At 52.9% G+C, this 18,058-nt stretch carries 22 protein-coding genes; 8 read left to right on the top strand and 14 right to left on the bottom strand.

Going from position 1 to position 18,058, the window contains the following annotated elements; genetic code table 11:
• Positions 1-18: 18 nt before the first annotated feature.
• Positions 19-912, bottom strand: a complete 894-nt coding sequence (locus L1I42_RS11360) for a metallophosphoesterase family protein (RefSeq protein WP_236114643.1) — start codon at positions 910-912, stop codon at positions 19-21.
• 120 nt (positions 913-1,032) lie between these two features.
• Here L1I42_RS11360 and L1I42_RS11355 point away from each other — a divergent pair, with 120 nt between their 5' ends.
• A complete protein-coding gene (locus L1I42_RS11355) occupies positions 1,033-1,503 on the top strand; it encodes an NUDIX domain-containing protein (protein ID WP_236114642.1) in 471 nt (156 codons plus the stop codon).
• Between the two features lies 1 nt (position 1,504).
• On the opposite strand, the gene L1I42_RS11350 is transcribed toward L1I42_RS11355, so the two are convergent.
• Entirely contained in the window at positions 1,505-2,446 is a 942-nt protein-coding gene (locus L1I42_RS11350; protein ID WP_236114641.1) for a glutathione S-transferase family protein, read from the bottom strand.
• 214 nt (positions 2,447-2,660) lie between these two features.
• Here L1I42_RS11350 and L1I42_RS11345 point away from each other — a divergent pair, with 214 nt between their 5' ends.
• Genes L1I42_RS11345 through L1I42_RS11335 form a run of 3 tightly spaced genes read left to right on the top strand, consistent with a single transcriptional unit; the run spans position 2,661 to position 5,266 of the window.
• The gene (locus tag L1I42_RS11345) at positions 2,661-3,332 is read left to right on the top strand and encodes a GNAT family N-acetyltransferase (protein ID WP_236114640.1); all 672 of its coding nucleotides are present in this window, start codon (positions 2,661-2,663) and stop codon (positions 3,330-3,332) included.
• A 24-nt stretch (positions 3,333-3,356) separates the two neighbouring features.
• Positions 3,357-3,986, top strand: a complete 630-nt coding sequence (locus L1I42_RS11340; protein ID WP_236114639.1) for a CoA pyrophosphatase — start codon at positions 3,357-3,359, stop codon at positions 3,984-3,986.
• Positions 3,983-5,266: a CCA tRNA nucleotidyltransferase gene (locus tag L1I42_RS11335; RefSeq protein WP_236114638.1), complete on the top strand. Its 1,284-nt coding sequence runs from the start codon at positions 3,983-3,985 to the stop codon at positions 5,264-5,266. The genes L1I42_RS11340 and L1I42_RS11335 overlap by 4 nt, the downstream gene beginning before the upstream one ends.
• Here L1I42_RS11335 and L1I42_RS11330 read toward each other — a convergent pair.
• The 6 genes from L1I42_RS11330 to L1I42_RS11305 all read right to left on the bottom strand — a co-directional run bounded on the left by L1I42_RS11330 (position 5,263) and on the right by L1I42_RS11305 (position 8,841).
• A complete protein-coding gene (locus L1I42_RS11330; RefSeq protein ID WP_236114637.1) occupies positions 5,263-5,469 on the bottom strand; it encodes a hypothetical protein in 207 nt (68 codons plus the stop codon). The genes L1I42_RS11335 and L1I42_RS11330 overlap by 4 nt on opposite strands.
• Before the next feature lie 62 nt (positions 5,470-5,531).
• Positions 5,532-5,738 (bottom strand): hypothetical protein, encoded by a 207-nt coding sequence (locus L1I42_RS11325; protein ID WP_236114636.1) that lies wholly within the window; start codon positions 5,736-5,738, stop codon positions 5,532-5,534.
• Between the two features lie 50 nt (positions 5,739-5,788).
• Positions 5,789-7,039, bottom strand: coding sequence for an RNA polymerase sigma factor (locus L1I42_RS11320; RefSeq protein WP_236114635.1), 1,251 nt, complete (start codon positions 7,037-7,039; stop codon positions 5,789-5,791).
• Entirely contained in the window at positions 7,036-7,377 is a 342-nt protein-coding gene (locus tag L1I42_RS11315; RefSeq protein WP_369413098.1) for a YciI family protein, read from the bottom strand. The genes L1I42_RS11320 and L1I42_RS11315 overlap by 4 nt, the downstream gene beginning before the upstream one ends.
• Before the next feature lie 109 nt (positions 7,378-7,486).
• The gene (gene hemF / locus L1I42_RS11310; protein ID WP_236114633.1) at positions 7,487-8,374 is read right to left on the bottom strand and encodes an oxygen-dependent coproporphyrinogen oxidase; all 888 of its coding nucleotides are present in this window, start codon (positions 8,372-8,374) and stop codon (positions 7,487-7,489) included.
• Positions 8,371-8,841 carry a tRNA (cytidine(34)-2'-O)-methyltransferase gene (locus tag L1I42_RS11305; RefSeq protein ID WP_236114632.1) on the bottom strand — a complete coding sequence of 157 codons (471 nt, stop codon included), beginning with the start codon at positions 8,839-8,841 and terminating at the stop codon, positions 8,371-8,373. The genes hemF and L1I42_RS11305 overlap by 4 nt, the downstream gene beginning before the upstream one ends.
• A gap of 282 nt (positions 8,842-9,123) precedes the next feature.
• Here L1I42_RS11305 and petA point away from each other — a divergent pair, with 282 nt between their 5' ends.
• From petA to L1I42_RS11285, 4 genes are all read left to right on the top strand, one after another.
• Positions 9,124-9,648 carry a ubiquinol-cytochrome c reductase iron-sulfur subunit gene (gene petA / locus L1I42_RS11300; RefSeq protein ID WP_236114631.1) on the top strand — a complete coding sequence of 175 codons (525 nt, stop codon included), beginning with the start codon at positions 9,124-9,126 and terminating at the stop codon, positions 9,646-9,648.
• A gap of 11 nt (positions 9,649-9,659) precedes the next feature.
• A complete protein-coding gene (locus L1I42_RS11295; RefSeq protein WP_236114630.1) occupies positions 9,660-10,922 on the top strand; it encodes a cytochrome b in 1,263 nt (420 codons plus the stop codon).
• 8 nt (positions 10,923-10,930) lie between these two features.
• Entirely contained in the window at positions 10,931-11,779 is an 849-nt protein-coding gene (locus L1I42_RS11290; protein ID WP_236114629.1) for a cytochrome c1, read from the top strand.
• 163 nt (positions 11,780-11,942) lie between these two features.
• Positions 11,943-12,470: an adenine phosphoribosyltransferase gene (locus tag L1I42_RS11285; RefSeq protein WP_236114628.1), complete on the top strand. Its 528-nt coding sequence runs from the start codon at positions 11,943-11,945 to the stop codon at positions 12,468-12,470.
• 615 nt (positions 12,471-13,085) lie between these two features.
• Here the strand turns inward: L1I42_RS11285 and L1I42_RS11280 are convergent.
• The 6 genes from L1I42_RS11280 to L1I42_RS11255 form a co-directional block, all read right to left on the bottom strand.
• Positions 13,086-13,640, bottom strand: a complete 555-nt coding sequence (locus L1I42_RS11280; RefSeq protein ID WP_236114627.1) for a MaoC/PaaZ C-terminal domain-containing protein — start codon at positions 13,638-13,640, stop codon at positions 13,086-13,088.
• Positions 13,637-14,119, bottom strand: a complete 483-nt coding sequence (locus L1I42_RS11275; RefSeq protein ID WP_236114626.1) for a MaoC family dehydratase — start codon at positions 14,117-14,119, stop codon at positions 13,637-13,639. Before L1I42_RS11275 ends, L1I42_RS11280 begins: the two co-directional genes overlap by 4 nt.
• A 134-nt stretch (positions 14,120-14,253) precedes the next feature.
• On the bottom strand, positions 14,254-15,351 hold the full coding sequence (gene ychF, locus L1I42_RS11270; RefSeq protein ID WP_236114625.1) for a redox-regulated ATPase YchF: 1,098 nt from the start codon (positions 15,349-15,351) through the stop codon (positions 14,254-14,256).
• Position 15,352: 1 nt separating this feature from the next.
• Positions 15,353-16,084: an aminoacyl-tRNA hydrolase gene (gene pth / locus L1I42_RS11265; protein ID WP_236114624.1), complete on the bottom strand. Its 732-nt coding sequence runs from the start codon at positions 16,082-16,084 to the stop codon at positions 15,353-15,355.
• Between the two features lie 53 nt (positions 16,085-16,137).
• Positions 16,138-16,791, bottom strand: a complete 654-nt coding sequence (locus L1I42_RS11260; protein ID WP_236114623.1) for a 50S ribosomal protein L25/general stress protein Ctc — start codon at positions 16,789-16,791, stop codon at positions 16,138-16,140.
• A gap of 214 nt (positions 16,792-17,005) precedes the next feature.
• Positions 17,006-17,938 carry a ribose-phosphate pyrophosphokinase gene (locus tag L1I42_RS11255; RefSeq protein ID WP_236114622.1) on the bottom strand — a complete coding sequence of 311 codons (933 nt, stop codon included), beginning with the start codon at positions 17,936-17,938 and terminating at the stop codon, positions 17,006-17,008.
• Positions 17,939-18,058: the final 120 nt, after the last annotated feature.

Genomic DNA, 18,058 nt, shown 5'->3' with positions numbered 1-18,058 from the left:
AAAAACAAGTTCACGTGATTAGACAAGCACCAGTTCGGAGCGTTTTTCAATCTCCTCGCCAAAGCGTTTAAAACCATATTCGTGCAGGGTGCAGGCGAACTTACCATTGGTCTTCTCAATTTTATAAAGATTATAGCGCGCTGGCGGTTGTCCCGCATTGGGGCCCATGGAGGCCGAGGCAATACCGATCAGCGGAATTGGGGCGTCCGGCCCCGGCAGAGATTTAACCTCAGATCTATGCAGGTGACCGTGCAAAATGAGGTCAGCCCCGTGCTTTTTGATTACCCGCTTGAAGCGGTGACGATTTGTTAGGCCACGGCGCCAAATCTGCGCCACGTCGTCATGGGGCGGATGATGGATCATCACAATGCGGAAAAGCCCCATTTCTTTGGTTTTGATCAGGAGCTTTTCCAGCAACCGTTCCTGTCGGCGTGAAAAGGTGCCATTGGCGAAAAAGGGTGGGGTGGCGATGGCGCTGTTGCAGCCAATCAGGGCCACATCATCAACCTGTCGCCAGAATGGGAAAGGATAGCGTTCGTCCGCGCGCTGGCCTTGCATATATTCATGCCAATAGTGCGCCATATAGCTTTTGCCGGACGGCACATATATGTCATGATTCCCGGGGATGAACATGGCGCGATCTGGCGTTTCGGTGCTTTTCAGCCATTGCTGTCCGAGGGCAAACTCTTGCTCCAATGACAGATTGATCAGGTCGCCGGTGATGGCCAAGTGATCATATTGTTGTGTTTTCAGGTGCGCCATCAGGGCTTGTAACGCCGTATTCTCAATGGCATGACCCCGGATCATCTTCCAGTTCAGATAGCCTGTGATGCGCTTATTGAGCAGCTGCGGCCAGGTGATCTTTTCATGATAGGGCAAATGCACATCAGAAATATGGGCAATTGTGGTCATATAGTCATTCGGCTCCATGCGGTTGCGGGCACTATGGGGAATGTTGCGAGCTAAAAAAAGGGGCGTTTGTACAATTTTCATCCCCTGATGGTTTAACGAAGATGCACAATGGAGGCGCAAATGCAGCAAAAACTCTATTCCCGCTGGCGTATGCGGGCCTATCTCACCTTGATCGGCATGTGGCGACGCATGACAATTGGTGCGCGCATTATGCTTGTGGATGGTGAGAGGGTTTTGCTGATCCGCCAGACCTATGTTCGGGGCTGGCAGTTTCCCGGCGGTGGGGTCGAGCCAGGCGAAACCGCTTTAGAAGCGGGCATGCGCGAAACGTTTGAGGAAACCGGCCTGCGTGTGCAAGGTTCCCCCCGGCTGCATGGGGTGTTTCACAATGATAACGGGCTGAGCATTCGCGACCATGTCTGTTTTTATGTGGCCACGGCGTTTGACGAGGTGCATGAATTTCGCCCAAATGCAGAGATTGTCGAAATGGGCTGGTTTCATCATCAAGACTTGCCTGAAGACATAAATGATGGGGTGCGGCGGCGGGTTGATGAGTATTTCAACAACGCGCCACCTGCCGAAAAATGGTAGCCTAATAGTCGATCAGCGGCCCTTTAGGCACGATTCTGTGGGGGTTGATCGTAGTGTGGCTCCAATAATAATGGGTTTTGATGTGCTCCATATTGATGGTTTCGTGCACGCCCGGCACCGCCACCAATTCTTTCACCAGCCGTGTGATGTTCGGATAGTCCGCAATCCGTTTGATGTTGCACTTGAAGTGGCCGTGATAGACCGGGTCAAACCGCACCAGCGTGGTGAACAAGCGCCAGTCCGCCTCGGTGAGTTGGTCGCCCGCCAGATATTTTTGCTTGCCCAGCTTGTCTTCCAGCCATTCAAGACTGTCAAATAATTCAGTCACGGCTTCATCATAGGCTTCCTGCGTGGTGGCAAAGCCTGATTTGTAAACGCCATTGTTCACGGTGTGATAGACACGCTCGTTCACCGCATCAATTTCGCTATGCAGCGCTTCAGGGTAATAATCGTCGGTGTTGCCGGTGATGTCATTAAAGGCCGAATTGAACATGCGGATAATTTCCGCACTTTCATTTGAGACGATGGTGTTGCGCTTTTTATCCCACAGCACGGGCACGGTCACGCGGCCTGTATAATCGCTTTTCGCGGCCACATAAACTTGCCACATGGTTTTGGCATTGTTCACGGGGTCAGCGCCATCTGGAATCGTCCAGCCATGCTCATCAGGCATTTTGGCGTCCACGACCGTGACATCGATATGGTCGGTCAGGTCTTTGAGCTTGCGGAAAATCAGCGTGCGGTGCGCCCAGGGACAGGCGAGGGACACATAAAGATGATAGCGCCCGCTTTCTGGTTCAAAACCACCTTCACCGCTCGGCCCGGCACTGCCATCTTTGGTCACCCAATTGCGGAATGCCGCCGCGCTTCGCTTGAACTTACCACCATTGCTTTTGGTGTCGTACCATTGGGTCGACCATTTGCCGTCGATTAGAAGTCCCATGTTCGTCCTCTATTGTTTGTTCGCTTGAGCGGTAAAATAGGTATAATTCGACGGCAACAAACCCCTTTATCGTGAACAATCAGTTTGAGGTATTTTCGTCCCTGTACCAGAATGTACAAATTTCTATCATTTTGATTATATATTGCCTACTATTTGCTCAGTTTTGCGCATTTTTTGCAAAATATGTCTCGACAATTTCCGCAATGTGGGGTTTATGTCATTTTATGAGACAGAAATTGACTTTTCTATTGCTGCGACGAGAGCGACGAGCGCTGTAACGCCCCGTCCCCTTCTTGCTGCCGTAAATTTAGAAAAGATCAATATCGCCATGACTGACACCTTATCTGCGTCTCACCTTTCACCCCAGCTCGCCCAAAATATGCACAAGTTGGATGTTCGTCACGAAACGCCTGCTGATGCGGACTGGGTGGAACATTTGCATGAATTATGCTTTGGCCCCGGTCGGTTTGCCCGGGCGGCGTTTCGCATTCGCGAGCGGTTTGGGGTGGATGATAGCCTCAGCCTTGTGGCCGAACATGAGGGTGTGCCGGTGGCCAATGTGAAAATGGCACCGATCAATCTGTCGGGTATGAACGGCTATTTGCTCGGCCCGTTGGTCACCGACCCGCATCGGCGGCGCATGGGGGCGGGGCGGTTGCTCACTTTGCATGTCACCCAAATGGCTTTCGAGAAACCGGGCTGCAAATTTGTGCTGTTGGTTGGCGATCGGGCCTATTATGAGCCGCTGGGCTTTGAAGCTATTTCTCCCCAAAAAATCGATTTTCCCGCGCCGGTTGACCCAATGCGGGTGTTGGCGCATGTCAAAAGTGCTAAAGTGAAGAAAGGACTCACCGGTCCGATCTCATTTTGGAGCGGTGACAAGTAGGAATTCGATTGCGGAATAGTCTTTATGCAAGACGAAACATTGCTGGCACAAATCAAGCATCGGCTGTTGGATCAGCCTGATGACAGTCAAGATATTGGCTGCCACAAGGTGGATGGCGTACCCCCGCTCAATGCAGCGCGGGAGCCCAAACATTCGGCCGTGTTGATTGGGTTGGTGGAGCGCGGGCCGCTGAGCCAGGTGCTTTATATTGAACGTTCTTCTCATCTGCGTGCTCACGCCGGGCAAATTGCGTTTCCCGGCGGTCGGGTGGAAGAGGGCGACACCGATGCGGTGATGACCGCTCTGCGGGAAGCGGAAGAAGAGGTCGATCTTCATCAGGATGATGTCGATGTTTTGGGATTTTTGCCGAACTATCTTTCCGGCACCAATTATCTCATCACGCCTGTGGTCGCCACCATCAAGCCGCGTAAGCCCTTTGTGGCCAATCCCGACGAAGTGGCCAGCTTTTTTGAGGTGCCCTTGCCGCATCTTCTTCCCGCTAATCATTACTCAAAGATCCGCTTTGTGCGCGGTGATGAAGCGCAACGGGAGACCTGGCGTATCGACTATGAAGATCGTGCGATCTGGGGCATTACAGCGTCGATGACCCGCATGTTCCGCGACCTGGTTTTGACCTCAAAGGAAGATGAATGACTGATTTAAGCGAGGCCCTTGCGCGGGTGAAGCAAGCGAGCTGGCTCAACCGCCCTGCCGTGCGCGCAGTCTTTGATTTGCTCGACGGCGATCAAGGCCATGTGCGGGCCGTGGGTGGCATTGTGCGCAACACCATTCTGGGCGATCCGGTGAGCGATGTGGATATGGCCAGCATATTCACACCCGAAGAAGTGTTGGATCGCGCGGCAAAAGCGAAGATCAGGGCGATCCCCACGGGGATTGAACATGGGACCGTAACGCTGGTGTTTGACGATGAAACCATCGAGGTGACGACGCTTCGCCAAGATGTGGCCACCAATGGCCGCCATGCGAAGGTGGTGTTTGGCACCGATTGGGAAGAGGATGCCAAGCGGCGCGATTTCACCATGAATGCGCTTTATGTGATGGCCGACGGCACACTTTTTGACCCGCTCAACGGGGTTCAGGATTGTTTGGACCGCAATGTTCATTTTATCGGCGATGCTGTCGCGCGGATCGAAGAGGATTATCTGCGCATCCTACGCTTTTTCCGCTTTTTTGCCTATTATGGCGCGGGCCGACCTGAGGCGGGTGGCCTGAAGGCGGCCGCCAAACTCAAGACTGGCGTGAAGCAGCTTTCAGCAGAGCGGGTATGGGCCGAATTCAAAAAGATCCTTTCCGCCCCGGACCCATCGCGCGCTCTTTTGTGGATGCGCACCACCGGCGTACTGGCCATGGTGCTGCCCGAGGGCGAAAAATGGGGTATGGATGCTATTCATGGGGTCGTGGCGGCCGAGCAGGAACTAAACTGGCAGATTGACCCGCTCTTTCGTCTAATTTCCATTATCCCGCCACAAGCGGAGAAAACGAAGGTGCTGGCCGACCGCCTCAAATTGTCCAACGATGAAGCAGCACGCCTGCACAATTGGGCGCTGCAACCGGTTATTGCACCGGAAACCAGCGCCAAAGAATTGGATAAACTGCTCTATTGGGGCAATCAGACCGCCATTCTCGACCGGATCTGTTTGGATTTAGCCGCGTTGCGGCAGAAACTGAAGCAAGATGAGAATATGGAGCTGATGGGTCAAATCGGCGCTTTGCACCAGCATATGGAGCGGGCTCAGGCCTGGACAGCCCCGGCATTTCCGATTGGTGGCAAAGATTTGATTGAACTGGGCATGACACCTGGTGAAGAGCTGGGCAAAGTCCTGAAAACGCTGGAACAATATTGGGTGGATAAAGACTTCAAGCCGGGCCGGGAAGCGTTGCTGGACAAAGCCAAAAGCGATTTTGCGATTTAGACAGACTTCAATGCCCGCAGAGTGGCCTGTTTGATGATTTGGGAGTTTTGGCCATAGGTAAAGTTGGTCATGCTGCCAAAAATAGAGTTGGTCATGAGTTGGGTGCTTTGCAAATCGCGCTGGATGTGCTTGGCGCGCGCCGCCCGCCACATCTGGTTGGATTTATAAAGAGAGACCCGCGTACCATAAAGTTGTGCTTTCATAGTGTATATTATGGTGAATAAAGCGTTAATGGCTGGTTTACGCGCGCATCGAAAAGAAGTTTCTAAATGGATTTAAGCACGCGAAGGGCCGCTTGCTTGATGATCATGGAGTTGCGACCATAGCTCAAACTGTATGTGCTGTTAAATATGGCCCGATTCATCATGTCATGGACTTGGGAGTCACGCTTGTTGTGCCGTGCGCGGGCTTCACGCCAGAGCTGGTTGGATTTATATAGCGATAAGCGCGAACCATATAGCTGTACTTTCATGCGACAAGTATCCGCCTCGATCGGTTAACAGGCAATTAAATGGCGGATTTTTACTTGAAATTTTTGACTGAGGCGGCGAGGGCGTTGCGCTTTTGAAATAAAAATCGCTTTTCTACTTGGTTTTTGCTTAATTGGATTGCGCGGTCATAGTCGAGCTTGGCGGCCTTTTCTTGCCCGCAGCGCGACAGGATATCGGCCCGTGCAGCGTAATAGGGTTGGTAGGTGCGCAGTGTGGATTCCAGATTGTTGAGCTGATCCAAGGCTTTACCGATGCCGCCCATTTGGGCGAGGGCGACGGCCTGATTGAGCTGAATGATTGGGGAGCGATCAAAAGTCGTCAGGGCGCCATAAAGTGCGTAGATTTGCTGCCAGTCAGTGTCGTTCCAGCTTGGCGCCAGACAATGCAGGGCGCTGATCGCGGCTTGCAATTGGAAAGGGCCGAATTCTCCTTTGGTGAAGGTCTCGAGCAGTTGAGTGTGGGCCTCTTTGATTTCCTCGTGATCCCAAAGCGTACGGTCCTGCTGTTCCAGCGGCACAAGTTGGCCCGCTTTATCTTGTCGCGCGGCGCGGCGGGCATGTGTTAACCGCATCAAGCACAAAAGTCCCGCGGTCTCCGAGTCGGGGTCAAGCTGGTTGAGTATAGTGCACAGGCGAATGGCCTCACCGGCCAGATCCTCGCGGGTCAGGCTTTGACCTTCATAGGCGGTGTAGCTCTCGTTAAAGATCAGATAGATGGTTTTCAACACGCCATCGCGTCTGGCCTGAATATCTTCTTGTCCCGGGATTTCGTAAGGGATGTTAGCAGTTCTAATTTTTTGTTTGGCGCGGGTGATGCGCTGGCCGATCGTGGCTTCGCTGGCCAGAAAGGCACGCGCAATTTCCCGCACAGTCAAGCCGCCCAGCGTGCGCAGGGTGAGGGCCACTTGCGCGTCTATATTCAGCGCCGGGTGACAACAGGTGAAAAGCAGGCGTAGGCGTTCGTCGGGAATGTCCTGTTCCCACTCTGCCGTTTCTGGTTGGTCGTTCTGCAAATCCGTCAACACTTCCTGCGTGGCGTCGGCATGGTGGCGGCTTTCTTTGCGCACCAGATCAATGGCGCGCCGCTTTGCGGCCACATAGAGCCATGCACCGCCATTTTGGGGTAGGCCCTGTTGGGGCCATTGCTGCACCGCCTGGGTGATCGCGTCCTGCAAGGCGTCTTGTGCCAGGGTAAAATCCTGCGTGACCTTGATCAGCGCTGATAGAATCCGACCCGAATTGGCGCGCACAATCCGGGTCAGCTCAGCTTCTAATGGGTTCACTGGTCCCAGATCATGACTGGACGCACTTCAATGGTGCCATATTTGGCGGTGGGGATTTTGCCAGCCCATTTGATGGCTTCGTCCAGATCCTTGCAGTCGAGGAGATAATAGCCGCCCAACTGTTCCTTGGTTTCGGCGAAAGGACCATCGGTCAGGCTGGTTTTGCCCTCCCGCTCGCGGATAGAGGTTGCGGTGCTGGTGGGTTGCAACGCGTCGCCAGCCACCATCACGCCCGCTTTTTTGGCCTCCTCGGTATAGGCATAATAGTCCGCCATCATTTTGTCCGGCCCGCCGGGATAATTTTGTTCTGCCCCATCTGCCGAGTAAATAAGTGCCATAAATTGCATTGTTTTTCCTTCCTCATCACGCGCTTGATTGCGCTTACAATATCATGTCGATTGGCGGGCTGCCATTTCGACAGAGGCGGAAAAATTATTGCACTCTTTTTTACGGCCACTTCACCGCTGGTGGCATGGAAGACAAGATGGATTCCACGTTGCCGCCGGTTTTCAAACCGAAGGTTGTTCCGCGGTCATAGAGCAGATTGAATTCGACATAGCGACCACGACGCACCAGCTGTTCTTCCCGCTCTTCATCCGTCCACGGCATGTTGAAATTGCGGCGCACCAGATCGGGGTAAATGTTCTTGAACGCCTTGCCTACATCTTTCGTGAAGGCGAAGTCATCATCCCAATTGCCGGAATTGTGGCGGTCATAGAAAATGCCACCAATGCCGCGTGGTTCATTGCGGTGAGGCAGGAAGAAGTAGTCGTCGCACCATTGCTTATATTTATCATAGTCGGCGCAGGCGTGGGCGTCGCAGGCTTCTTTCATGGCCGCATGGAAGTCCTTGCTGTCCGGGTCGTCCTGATTGCGACGGTCCAGCAGAACCGGGGTCAGGTCGGCGCCGCCGCCAAACCACCATTCTTCGGTGGCCACCATCCGGGTGTTCATGTGCACGGCGGGCACGTGGGGATTTTGCAAATGTGCGATAAGCGAAATGCCGCTGGCCCAGAATTTGCGGCTGTTTTCCGTGCCGGGCATGCCTTTGGCGAAATCTTCGCTAAATTCACCATGCACGGTGGAGATATGCACGCCGACTTTTTCAAACACGCGGCCATGCATCATCGACATTTCACCGCCGCCGCCGGGTTCACCGGTTGTCTGGTCGATCCGGTCCCATTTTTTGCGTTCAAACCGCCCGGCGGGGGCTTTGCGCAATGGCGCGGCCAGCTCGTCTTCCAGATTTTCAAACTCAAAACAGATTTCGTCGCGCAGCTTTTTAAACCAGGCGCTGGCTTTGTCCTTTTTGATGTCGAGGTCTGTACCGGTCATATAAGGTCCGCCCATAGTTTTGTTTGTTGTGCCGCCTCGCTTAGAACGATTGCCCCCGCAATGGCAACATTCAGCGAGCGTGTATCTTGTCGCATAGGAATGCGCACATTGAGGTCACTGGCTTCGGCCACATGGTCAGGCACGCCAGCGCTTTCCCGCCCGACCATCAAAACATCATCAGCGGTGAATTGGGCATCGGCGTGACGGATAGAAGACTTGGTGGTCAACAACACCAATCGCTTTTGCTGCTCTTGCCGCCACGCATTGAAAGCGTCAAAGCTATTATGCTCTTTCAGGTCGACCTGATCGAGATAATCCATCCCAGCGCGGCGAAAGGCTTTTTGTGAAAACAGAAAGCCTGTGGGGTGGATAAGGTGCACCTGAATATTCAAACAGGCACCAAGGCGCATCAGGGTGCCGGCATTTTGCGGGATGTCCGGCTGATAGAGGGCAAGTGAAAGGGGCATAGGGCTTTTCGATTGTTTCTGGAAGGGCCAATTTGCAGTTTTGCGAGCCAATGACTAGCCTATTCACTAGGAAAAATAACAGATTTTTACGGTATAGTGTCGCACTTTCCCCAATGAATATGCTCAAAGGCTGGACAAGCGGCGCAATGAGTGCAAAAAGAACTCGATTTCCGCTTCACTTGGGGTTCAAGTGGGGGCGATTCTGACATCTTTTGTATTGCGTTAGGCACGATGTTGGAGTTTTTAGGGCGGACCAACGATCTTAGGTAGGGATCAGAGACCTTGGCTACACAAAGCGAAAAACAAACAAACAGAAGAGATTTTCTCTATGTTGCAACGGGTGCCGTTGGTGCTGTAGGCGCTGCCGCAGTGGCATGGCCCCTTATTGATCAAATGAATCCAGATGCTTCCGTTCTGGCGTTGGCGTCGATCGAATTCGACCTGTCCTCTGTTGGGGTCGGGGAGTCTGTGACCATCAAATGGCGGGGTTTCCCGGTATTTGTGCGTCACCGGACACCAGAAGAGATCGAAGAAGCGCGCGCCGTGCCGTTGGATGCATTGAAGGATCCTGAAACCGATGCGCAACGCGTGAAAGAAGGCCATGAAGAGTGGCTGATCATGATCGCGAACTGCACGCACCTTGGTTGTGTGCCCGTCGGTGAAGCGGGCGAATATGATGGCTGGTTCTGCCCATGCCACGGTTCGCACTATGATACGGCTGGCCGTATCCGCAAGGGTCCAGCTCCGAAAAACCTTGTCGTGCCGGAATATCAGTTCCTGTCCGACACAGTCGTTCAGATCGGTTAAGGGGGGCATTCATGTCACATAAAAGTACATACGAACCGAAAACCGGTTTTGAAAAATGGATGGATGAGCGCTTGCCCATCATCCGTTTGGGTTATGATTCATTTGTGGATTTTCCATCCCCAAAGAATTTGAACTATTTCTGGACCTTCGGTGGCATTCTGGCGATCTTTTTGGTGATCCAGATTGTAACCGGTGTGATCCTGGCGATGCACTATACGCCGCACGCGGACTTGGCGTTCAACTCTGTTGAGCACATTCGTCGCGATGTGAACTGGGGCCGGTTGATCCAGGCCGCCCACGCAAACGGCGCGTCGTTCTTCTTCCTCGCTGTTTACATCCACATTTTCCGTGGTCTTTATTATGGTTCATATAAAGCGCCGCGCGAAGTGCTATGGATTTTGGGCGTTGTGATCTTCTTGTTGATGATGGCGACCGCCTTTATGGGTTACGTTCTACCTTGGGGCCAAATGAGCTTCTGGGCAGCGACCGTGATCACCAACTTCTTCTCTGCCATTCCGTTGGTCGGTGAAGGTTTGATGGTGTTCTTGCGCGGTGCCTTTGCGGTAGACAACGCCACTTTGAACCGCTTCTTCTCACTTCACTATTTGCTGCCCTTTATGATTGCCGGCGTCGTTGGCCTGCACATTTGGGCATTGCACGTGCCGGGCAACAACAACCCAACTGGCGTTGAGGTGAAAACAAAAGCGGACACCGTGCCGTTCCACCCCTATTTGACCATGAAAGATCTGTTCGCGATCGTCGTGTTCATGATCCCATTTGCTTGGTTCGTCTTCTTCGCACCAGACATTTTGGGTCACCCTGACAACTACATCCCGGCTGATCCGCAAGTGACACCGCCGCACATTGTGCCTGAATGGTACTTCTTGCCCTTCTACGCCATCCTGCGGGCGATCGATTTCAATATCGGTCCGATCGACAGTAAACTTGGCGGCGTTATCGCGATGTTCGGTTCGATTGCAATCTGGTTCGTGGTGCCATGGTTGGACCGTTCGAAAGTGCGCTCAGGTGCCTTCCGTCCGATGTTCAAATGGTTCTACTGGATTTGGGTTGTGAACTTTATTGGCTTGACCTATCTCGGCGCGCAGCCTGCTGAAGGCGTATATGTGATCTTGTCGAAGACAGCGACATTCTATTATTTCGCTTACTTCTTGATCATTCTGCCTTTCTTGCCGCGGATTGAAACCACATTGCCATTGCCTGCAAGCATTTCTGAAAGCGTGTTGGCAAAACACAAAACAGAAGCTGCAGAATAGGAGTTGAGATGATGAAAAAACTGAATTCACTCATCGGTGCGGCTCTTATTGCTGCTTCTGGGTTGGTTTCTGGCGGCGCTTATGCCGCTGGTGGCGGCGACTTTAAAGCGCCAGAGCCCACCTTGATCGATTGGACCTTTGGTGGCGTTTTCGGCACTTATGACAAAGCGCAACTGCAACGCGGTTTCCAGGTTTTCCAGGAAATCTGTTCGTCTTGCCACTCTGCAGAATTGTTCAGCTTCCGCATGCTTTCGAAAGAGGGCGGCCCTGAATATTCTGAAGAGCAGGTCAAAGCACTTGCGGCCAGCTACACCATTCAAGACCCAGAGCATATTGATGGCGAACGGTCAGGTGTGCCTGCAGACGCATGGCCAAGCCCGTTTGAAACCAAGCAAGATGCGATTGATGCCAATGGCGGTGTTTATCCGCCAGACTTCTCCGTTTTGGCGAAGGCGCGTAACGTGCCACAAAAGTTCCCGAACTGGATTGGCAACTATTTCACCGCCTATCAGGAAGGCGGCGCCGACTATATCTATAATCTTCTGACCGGTTACAATGAGCCGCCTGAAGGTGTAGATGTTGGTGCGGGTACTTATTGGAACGATCATTTCCACGGTACGGGTGGCACATTGGCCATGGCCCAACCTCTCTATGACGAGATGGTGGATTATGAAGGCCAGGCCCCTGAAACGGTTGAGCAATATTCAAAGGACATTGCGGCCTTTATGATGTGGTTGGCTGAGCCAGACATGACATCACGCAAAGCCTTGGGCTTTAACGTCTTGATGTTCCTGTTCCTGTTTGCGGGCTTGATGTATATGGTCAAGCGCAAGCTTTGGAGCAATGTTGATCACTAGACCTCATTGATCTCACAACACAAAGAGCCCGGCCATTTGGTCGGGCTTTTTATTGTTTGTTCAAAATTTTGCTTTCACGGTGGCCTTGGCGGTGGCTGGCTGGTAAAAACGCTATCGGTCACTTGTGAATTCAACGCGCTAAACCGAAAAAGGCACTGGCAATATGGACCTTAAAACACTTATCCGCACGATTCCTGATTATCCCAAGGCCGGGGTACAATTTCGCGACATCACCTCCTTGATTGAGCACCCCGACGGATTTCGCGAAAGCATCCGCCAATTGGCCGCGCCGTTCCGCGACAAGGGGATTACCCATGTGGCAGGTATTGAGGCGCGTGGGTTTATTTTTGGCGCTGGATTGGCGATTGAGTTGGGCGTCGGCTTTGTGCCGATCCGCAAGGCGGGCAAGTTGCCGGGGGAAACCATCGGACAAAATTATGCATTGGAATATGGTGTGGACACCATCGAGATGCATGCTGGAGCCGTGAAAGAAGGGGACAAAGTGTTGCTGGTGGATGATTTGGTGGCCACCGGTGGCACCGCGATTGCGGCCATATCATTGATCCGTCGTTCTGGTGCGGTGCTGGAAGACGCGGCCTTTGTGATTGATTTGCCGGATTTGGGCGGCGCAGAAAAAATTCGCGCGCAGAATGTGAGTACCCATTTTCTGGTGGAATTTGAAGGCGATTGATTCATCGTCTCGAAACTAGCCGACGCCCCGCCCGACAAAAGTCGGGCAGGGCTATTCTTTATTTCTTCAACAGATCATTCAAGCTTTTTGGCAGCTGTTTCGCCGCTGGTTTTGGCGTGCGCAGCTGTTGCTTTTTCGGCCCGAAGGGCGGTTGATTGTTGGAGAAATTTTTTGGTTGTTTAGGTGCCTTGCTCCCCTTGGGGTTGGCGTGCGTAAAGGGCGCTTTCATGCGACATTCCTTTCATCAGGTGGCGCGGCCCATGGGCGACGCGCTGTAATCGGTTCTTTGGTTGCTGATGAAGTTGTGGAATTGAAATCATGATGCTCTCCATGAGAATATAATAAAAGTATGGTGCGCCGAGGTGGCGCAGTGTTCATTTGCAATGTTGGAAATATCGACGCGGGAGACGACGAAAGCCGTCAAGTGATCGTCAAGATTTTCGCCGTGTCCATATGTTCGCATCGTGCTTTAGGGAAAGCACTCAGGCGCATGAACATTGGTCGCGTCGGAAAATCTTAGCGGATCATTTTAGGCGTCACCTCATGGTTGGAGACGGCAAAGATGCATAATCTTTGCCGTATCGTCAAGAGCGCGCCTCTAGGGTGGGTTTAAATCTATTTGCGGCGGATCATTTTACCGATGATCGGCATGGCGGCCAGGGCCATGCCCATGCGCAAGCGCAAGCCAGGTTTAAAGTCACGAAGTTTGGAAAAGCTGGCGATTTCCGAGCGATAGACGAGCTCATCTTCCTGGTTGAACGCTTCAATAATGTTGAGCAATACGCCCCAACCGGGCAACGAGGCCGATTTGCGCTTGGATTGCACCGTGATTTTGAAACGGATTTCGTCGCCCGGACGCACTGGCGCCTTAAACTGCATCTTATTGACGCCGGGAGACGGGCCGGAGACGCCTGGCTCTTCGCCATTGGCACGCATCATATCATCGTGGGCGTAGAGATAATCCACCATGATTTTATGGCCCATAGAAACCGTGTGCCATCCCGATGCGACTAGTCCGCCGAACGGGCCATGTTTGGCTTCTTCCGGGTCAATATGAAAATATTGCGGATCATAAAGCTTGCCGAACTTGATGATCTCTTCTTCAGTGAAAGTGTGGCTGCCCAAGTCCCAGCTGGTGCCGGGTTCGATGTCTTCAAACCAAAGGGTCATGCGCTTGCTCCTTCAGTCTTTTTGGGGTGACGCACCGCGACAAGATTGGCCAGACTCATGGTCATGACCTGCTGGTTTTTCTGGTTGCGCATGTCGAACTCAAAAATCATCACCGCTTTTTCCGGATGACTTTTGGAGAGGCGCAGAGATGATAAGGTTACGGTGCCGGTCAAAGTGTCCCCCTTCATGAGGGGCTTCTTCCATTTGAGATTTTCAAAGCCGAGGCCTCCCTTGGAGGCCACATTGCCCAAAAAGGCATCCACCAGCATGCGCAGGGTGATGCCTGCAGTTTGCCAGCCAGAGGAGGCCAGCCCGCCCAGCAGCGACTTTTTCGCGACCTCTTCATCCAAATGGAAGGGCAGGGGATCAAACTCTTTTGCAAAAGAAATGATCTCATCCTTGGTGATGGTGTGCTGCCCAAGCTGAATGATTGTGCCTTCTTCAAGGTCTTCATAATGTAGCCGGTCTTGAGAGTTCATTGCGATCACATCTCATGCAGTTGGAAGGTTGACGCGATGGTACATCAATTTACGATTACGGCAACCCGAAAATCACAAAATACCCCGGATGAACATTTCATCCGGGGGGCAATTCATTCTGTTGTCTATATGACCTAGGTGTTGAATTTGAACAGCATGATGTCGCCGTCTTTCACCACATATTCCTTGCCTTCATCGCGCGCCTTTCCGGCTTCTTTGGCCGCAGCCTCTCCGCCGAGCGCCACAAAGTCATCATAGGCGATGGTTTGGGCGCGGATAAAGCCGCGTTCAAAGTCTGTGTGGATCACACCAGCCGCTTGCGGCGCTTTGGTGCCTTCCGTGATGGTCCAGGCGCGGGCTTCTTTCGGGCCCACAGTGAAGTAGGTTTGCAGGTTCAGCAGTTTATAGCCTTCGCGAATGATCCGGTTCAGGCCCGGTTCTTCCAGCCCCAGGCTTTCCAAGAACTCTGCCTGCTCGTCGTCATCCAGCTGGCTCAGTTGAGATTCGATTTCGGCGGAAATAATGACCATGCGGGCATTTTGCGCCTTGGCATATTCCTCAACCTTTTTGGTCAGCTCATTGCCTTCGGCAGCGGAGTCTTCGTCCACATTGCAGATATAGAGCGCGGGTTTGGAGGTGAGCAGGTTCAGCTCTTTAAATGCCTTCCTCTCGTCGTCGCTGATTTCGACATTGCGGGCCGGTTTGCCTTCGCGCAAAACGGCCAAGGCGCGGTTCACCAGCTCAAGGGTTGCTTTGGCATCCTTATCTTGGCCGCGCAGCTTTTTCTCAAGGTTTGGAATGCGCTTCTCAAGGCTTTCCATGTCCGCGAGCATCAATTCGGTTTCCACCACTTCCGCGTCCGTCAGCGGGTCGATCTTGCCGGAAACGTGGACAATATCGTCATTTTCAAAACAACGCAGCACATAGGCAATCGCGTCCACTTCGCGGATATTGGCCAAGAACTGGTTGCCCAGGCCTTCGCCTTGCGCCGCGCCTTTTACCAGGCCTGCAATGTCCACAAAGCTCAAACGTGTGGGGATGATTTCAGCTGATTTGCCGATGGCGGCGATTTTGTGCAACCGTTCATCGGGCACGCTCACTTCGCCCACATTGGGTTCAATGGTGCAGAAGGGGAAGTTGGCCGCTTGTGCCGCCGCCGTGCGGGTGAGGGCGTTGAAAAGTGTGGATTTGCCTACGTTGGGCAGGCCCACAATGCCGCATTTGAAACCCATCTTAATTCTCTCCTTTGCCGAACAGCTTTTTCAGCATATCGGCCATGGGGCCCTTTTCGGGCACATTTGGTTTTTTGGCTTGGCGCGCCTGGCGAATATGGCTTTGGCCCTTTGGGTTGGCCGCGTCTGCCTTTGGCTCTTTTGCCGGTTCGGCGCTTTGTCTGGCTTGTGCCGCCAGCGCCAATTTGTTCATCAGTTTCGGTCCGTCGCCATTGGCAAGGCAGTCCGCGTTGCGCCCAAATTCAATCAGCAGGTCATCCAACCATTCTTGATGGTCGGCCTTGGCAAAATCGCCCAGCACATAAGCGTGCACACGGTCTTTATGGCCCGGATGGCCGATGCCGATGCGCACGCGATTAAACTCTTTGCCCAAATGGCTTTCGATCGACCGAATGCCATTATGGCCGCCATTGCCACCGCCCTTTTTCACGCGTACCTTGCCCGGCGCCAAATCCAGCTCATCATAGAGCACATAAATATCTTCGGGCTTGATTTTAAAAAAGCTCATGGCGGCGATCACGCTATCGCCTGACTTGTTCATAAAGGTTTGCGGCAGCAACAGGCCAACCTTCTGCCCATCGATCACACCTTCGGTGAGCAGGCCATTGAACTTTTTCTTGAACGGGGGAAAGTGGTGTTGGCTTGCGATCTCTTCCACGGCCATAAAACCGACATTGTGGCGGTTTTTGGCATATTTGCTTCCGGGATTTCCTAGACCGACAATTAAGCGCATAAAACGTCCACTAAAGAGATGAGGCGACTGGACGCCGCCTCACATCAAAAGTCTTATTCGTTGTCGTCGTCGCTTTTGACTTCAGTGGCTGGCACTTCGTCAGGTGCAACGGCTTCTTCGTCCTCTTCGCCTTCTTCAGACTTGAGGGCAGAAGGTGCTGCAATTGTTGCGATGGTGAAGTCACGGTCGGTGATGACCGGCTTTACACCTTCAGGCAACGCAACGGATGAAATGTGCAGGCTGTCGCCAACTTCCGCAGTGCTCAGGTCAATTTCCAAAGCTTCTGGGATGCTGTCAGCTGGGCAGCTCAATTCCACCGTGTGGCGCACAACGTTCAACACGCCGCCGCGTTTCAGGCCAGGTGATTTTTCTTCGTTTAGGAAGTGTACAGGCACTTCAACGTTCAGAACGGACGTTTTTGACACGCGCAAAAAGTCGATATGCACGAGGAAATCACGTACTGGCTCAAGTTGATAATCACGTGGAATTACGCGGTGGCTTTCGCCATCCACGTCAACCGTGATCACTTGAGACAGAAAACCACCTTGATGGATGCGTTTGATGGCATCTTTATAGGTAACTGTGATTGAAAGCGGGGATTTGTTGTCACCGTAAATAACGGCAGGAACTAGGCCTTCACGACGCAGTGCACGAGAGGCCCCCTTGCCAACTCGGTCCCGCGCTTTAGCCTTAAGCTCAGCGCTCATGGATATTCTCCAATAATGTTTGATGCATCAGAACCCCATGTCCTGAATGCACGCCGACGTCCTCCAGGGGTGCACGCGGCGTTTCAAGGCCCGGTGTATACTGGGTTTATGGCGTTTGGGCAATGGGGTTTGCAAAGATTCTTCGCCCATTTCAGGCAAAAAATAAGGGGCGCTGAAATTGCGCCCCCAAAATCATTCACGCGCTTTGCGAGTTCTAGTCGAAAAGCGAAGACACGGACTGTTCTGAGGCGGTGCGCGCAATGGCTTCGCCCATCAGTTCAGCAATGGAGAAACGGCGAATATTTTTGGTGTCGCGTTCCACATCGGTTTCCAAAATTGAGTCGGAGATGACCAATTCTTTCAGCTTGGAGCCGCCGACACGTTCGCAGGCGGAGCCGGAGAGCACGCCGTGGGTGATATAGGCGGAAACTTCCTTGGCGCCTTTGTCCAACAGGGCTTCAGCCGCGTTGCACAATGTGCCGCCACTATCCACAATATCGTCGATCAGGATGCAGGAATGGCCCTCGACATCGCCGATCACATTCATCACCTCGGAGACACCGGCTTTTGGCCGACGTTTATCAACAATTGCCAATGGCGCGCCGATGCGGCTGGCCACGTTGCGGGCGCGAACCACGCCGCCCACATCCGGGGAGACCACCATTACTTTTTCTGTGTCATAATGCTGTTTGATGTCGCGCACCATTACCGGTGCAGAAAACAAATTGTCGGTGGGCAGGTCGAAAAAGCCCTGAATTTGATTGGCGTGAAGATCAAGGGTCAGGACGCGATTGGCGCCCGCTTCGGTGATCAGATTGGCCACCAGCTTGGCCGAAATTGGCGTCCGTGGCGCTGATTTCCGATCTTGCCGCGCATAGCCGTAATACGGCAGAACCGCAGTGACCCGTCGTGCTGATGATCGACGCAATGCATCGATGACGATCAGCAGTTCCATCAAATTGTCATTGGCGGGGTAGGAAGTTGATTGAATAACGAAAACGTCTTCCCCGCGCACATTCTCGTTTATTTCAACAAAGATTTCTTTGTCAGCGAACTTAGTGACCACACAATCGGTTAAAGGCGTCTCCAAATATTCGGAGACTGCCTTGGCCAGCGGAAGGTTGGAGTTCCCTGTTACCAGTTTCATTTGCCCATGCCCTTTGAGATAATTCTGATCCACGCCCATAGCTGATGCCCAGCTAGGCCCTGCTTAGCCCCCTTTGGCCTTGGGTTCAACACAGTCGAAAGTTGAATCGTGCGTTTTGCT

This window comes from Maritalea mediterranea (assembly GCF_021568695.1).
Lineage (GTDB): Bacteria > Pseudomonadota > Alphaproteobacteria > Rhizobiales > Devosiaceae > Maritalea > Maritalea mediterranea.
The sequence above is the reverse complement of the archived record's forward strand: the minus strand, read 5'-3'. Positions and strand labels throughout refer to the sequence as shown.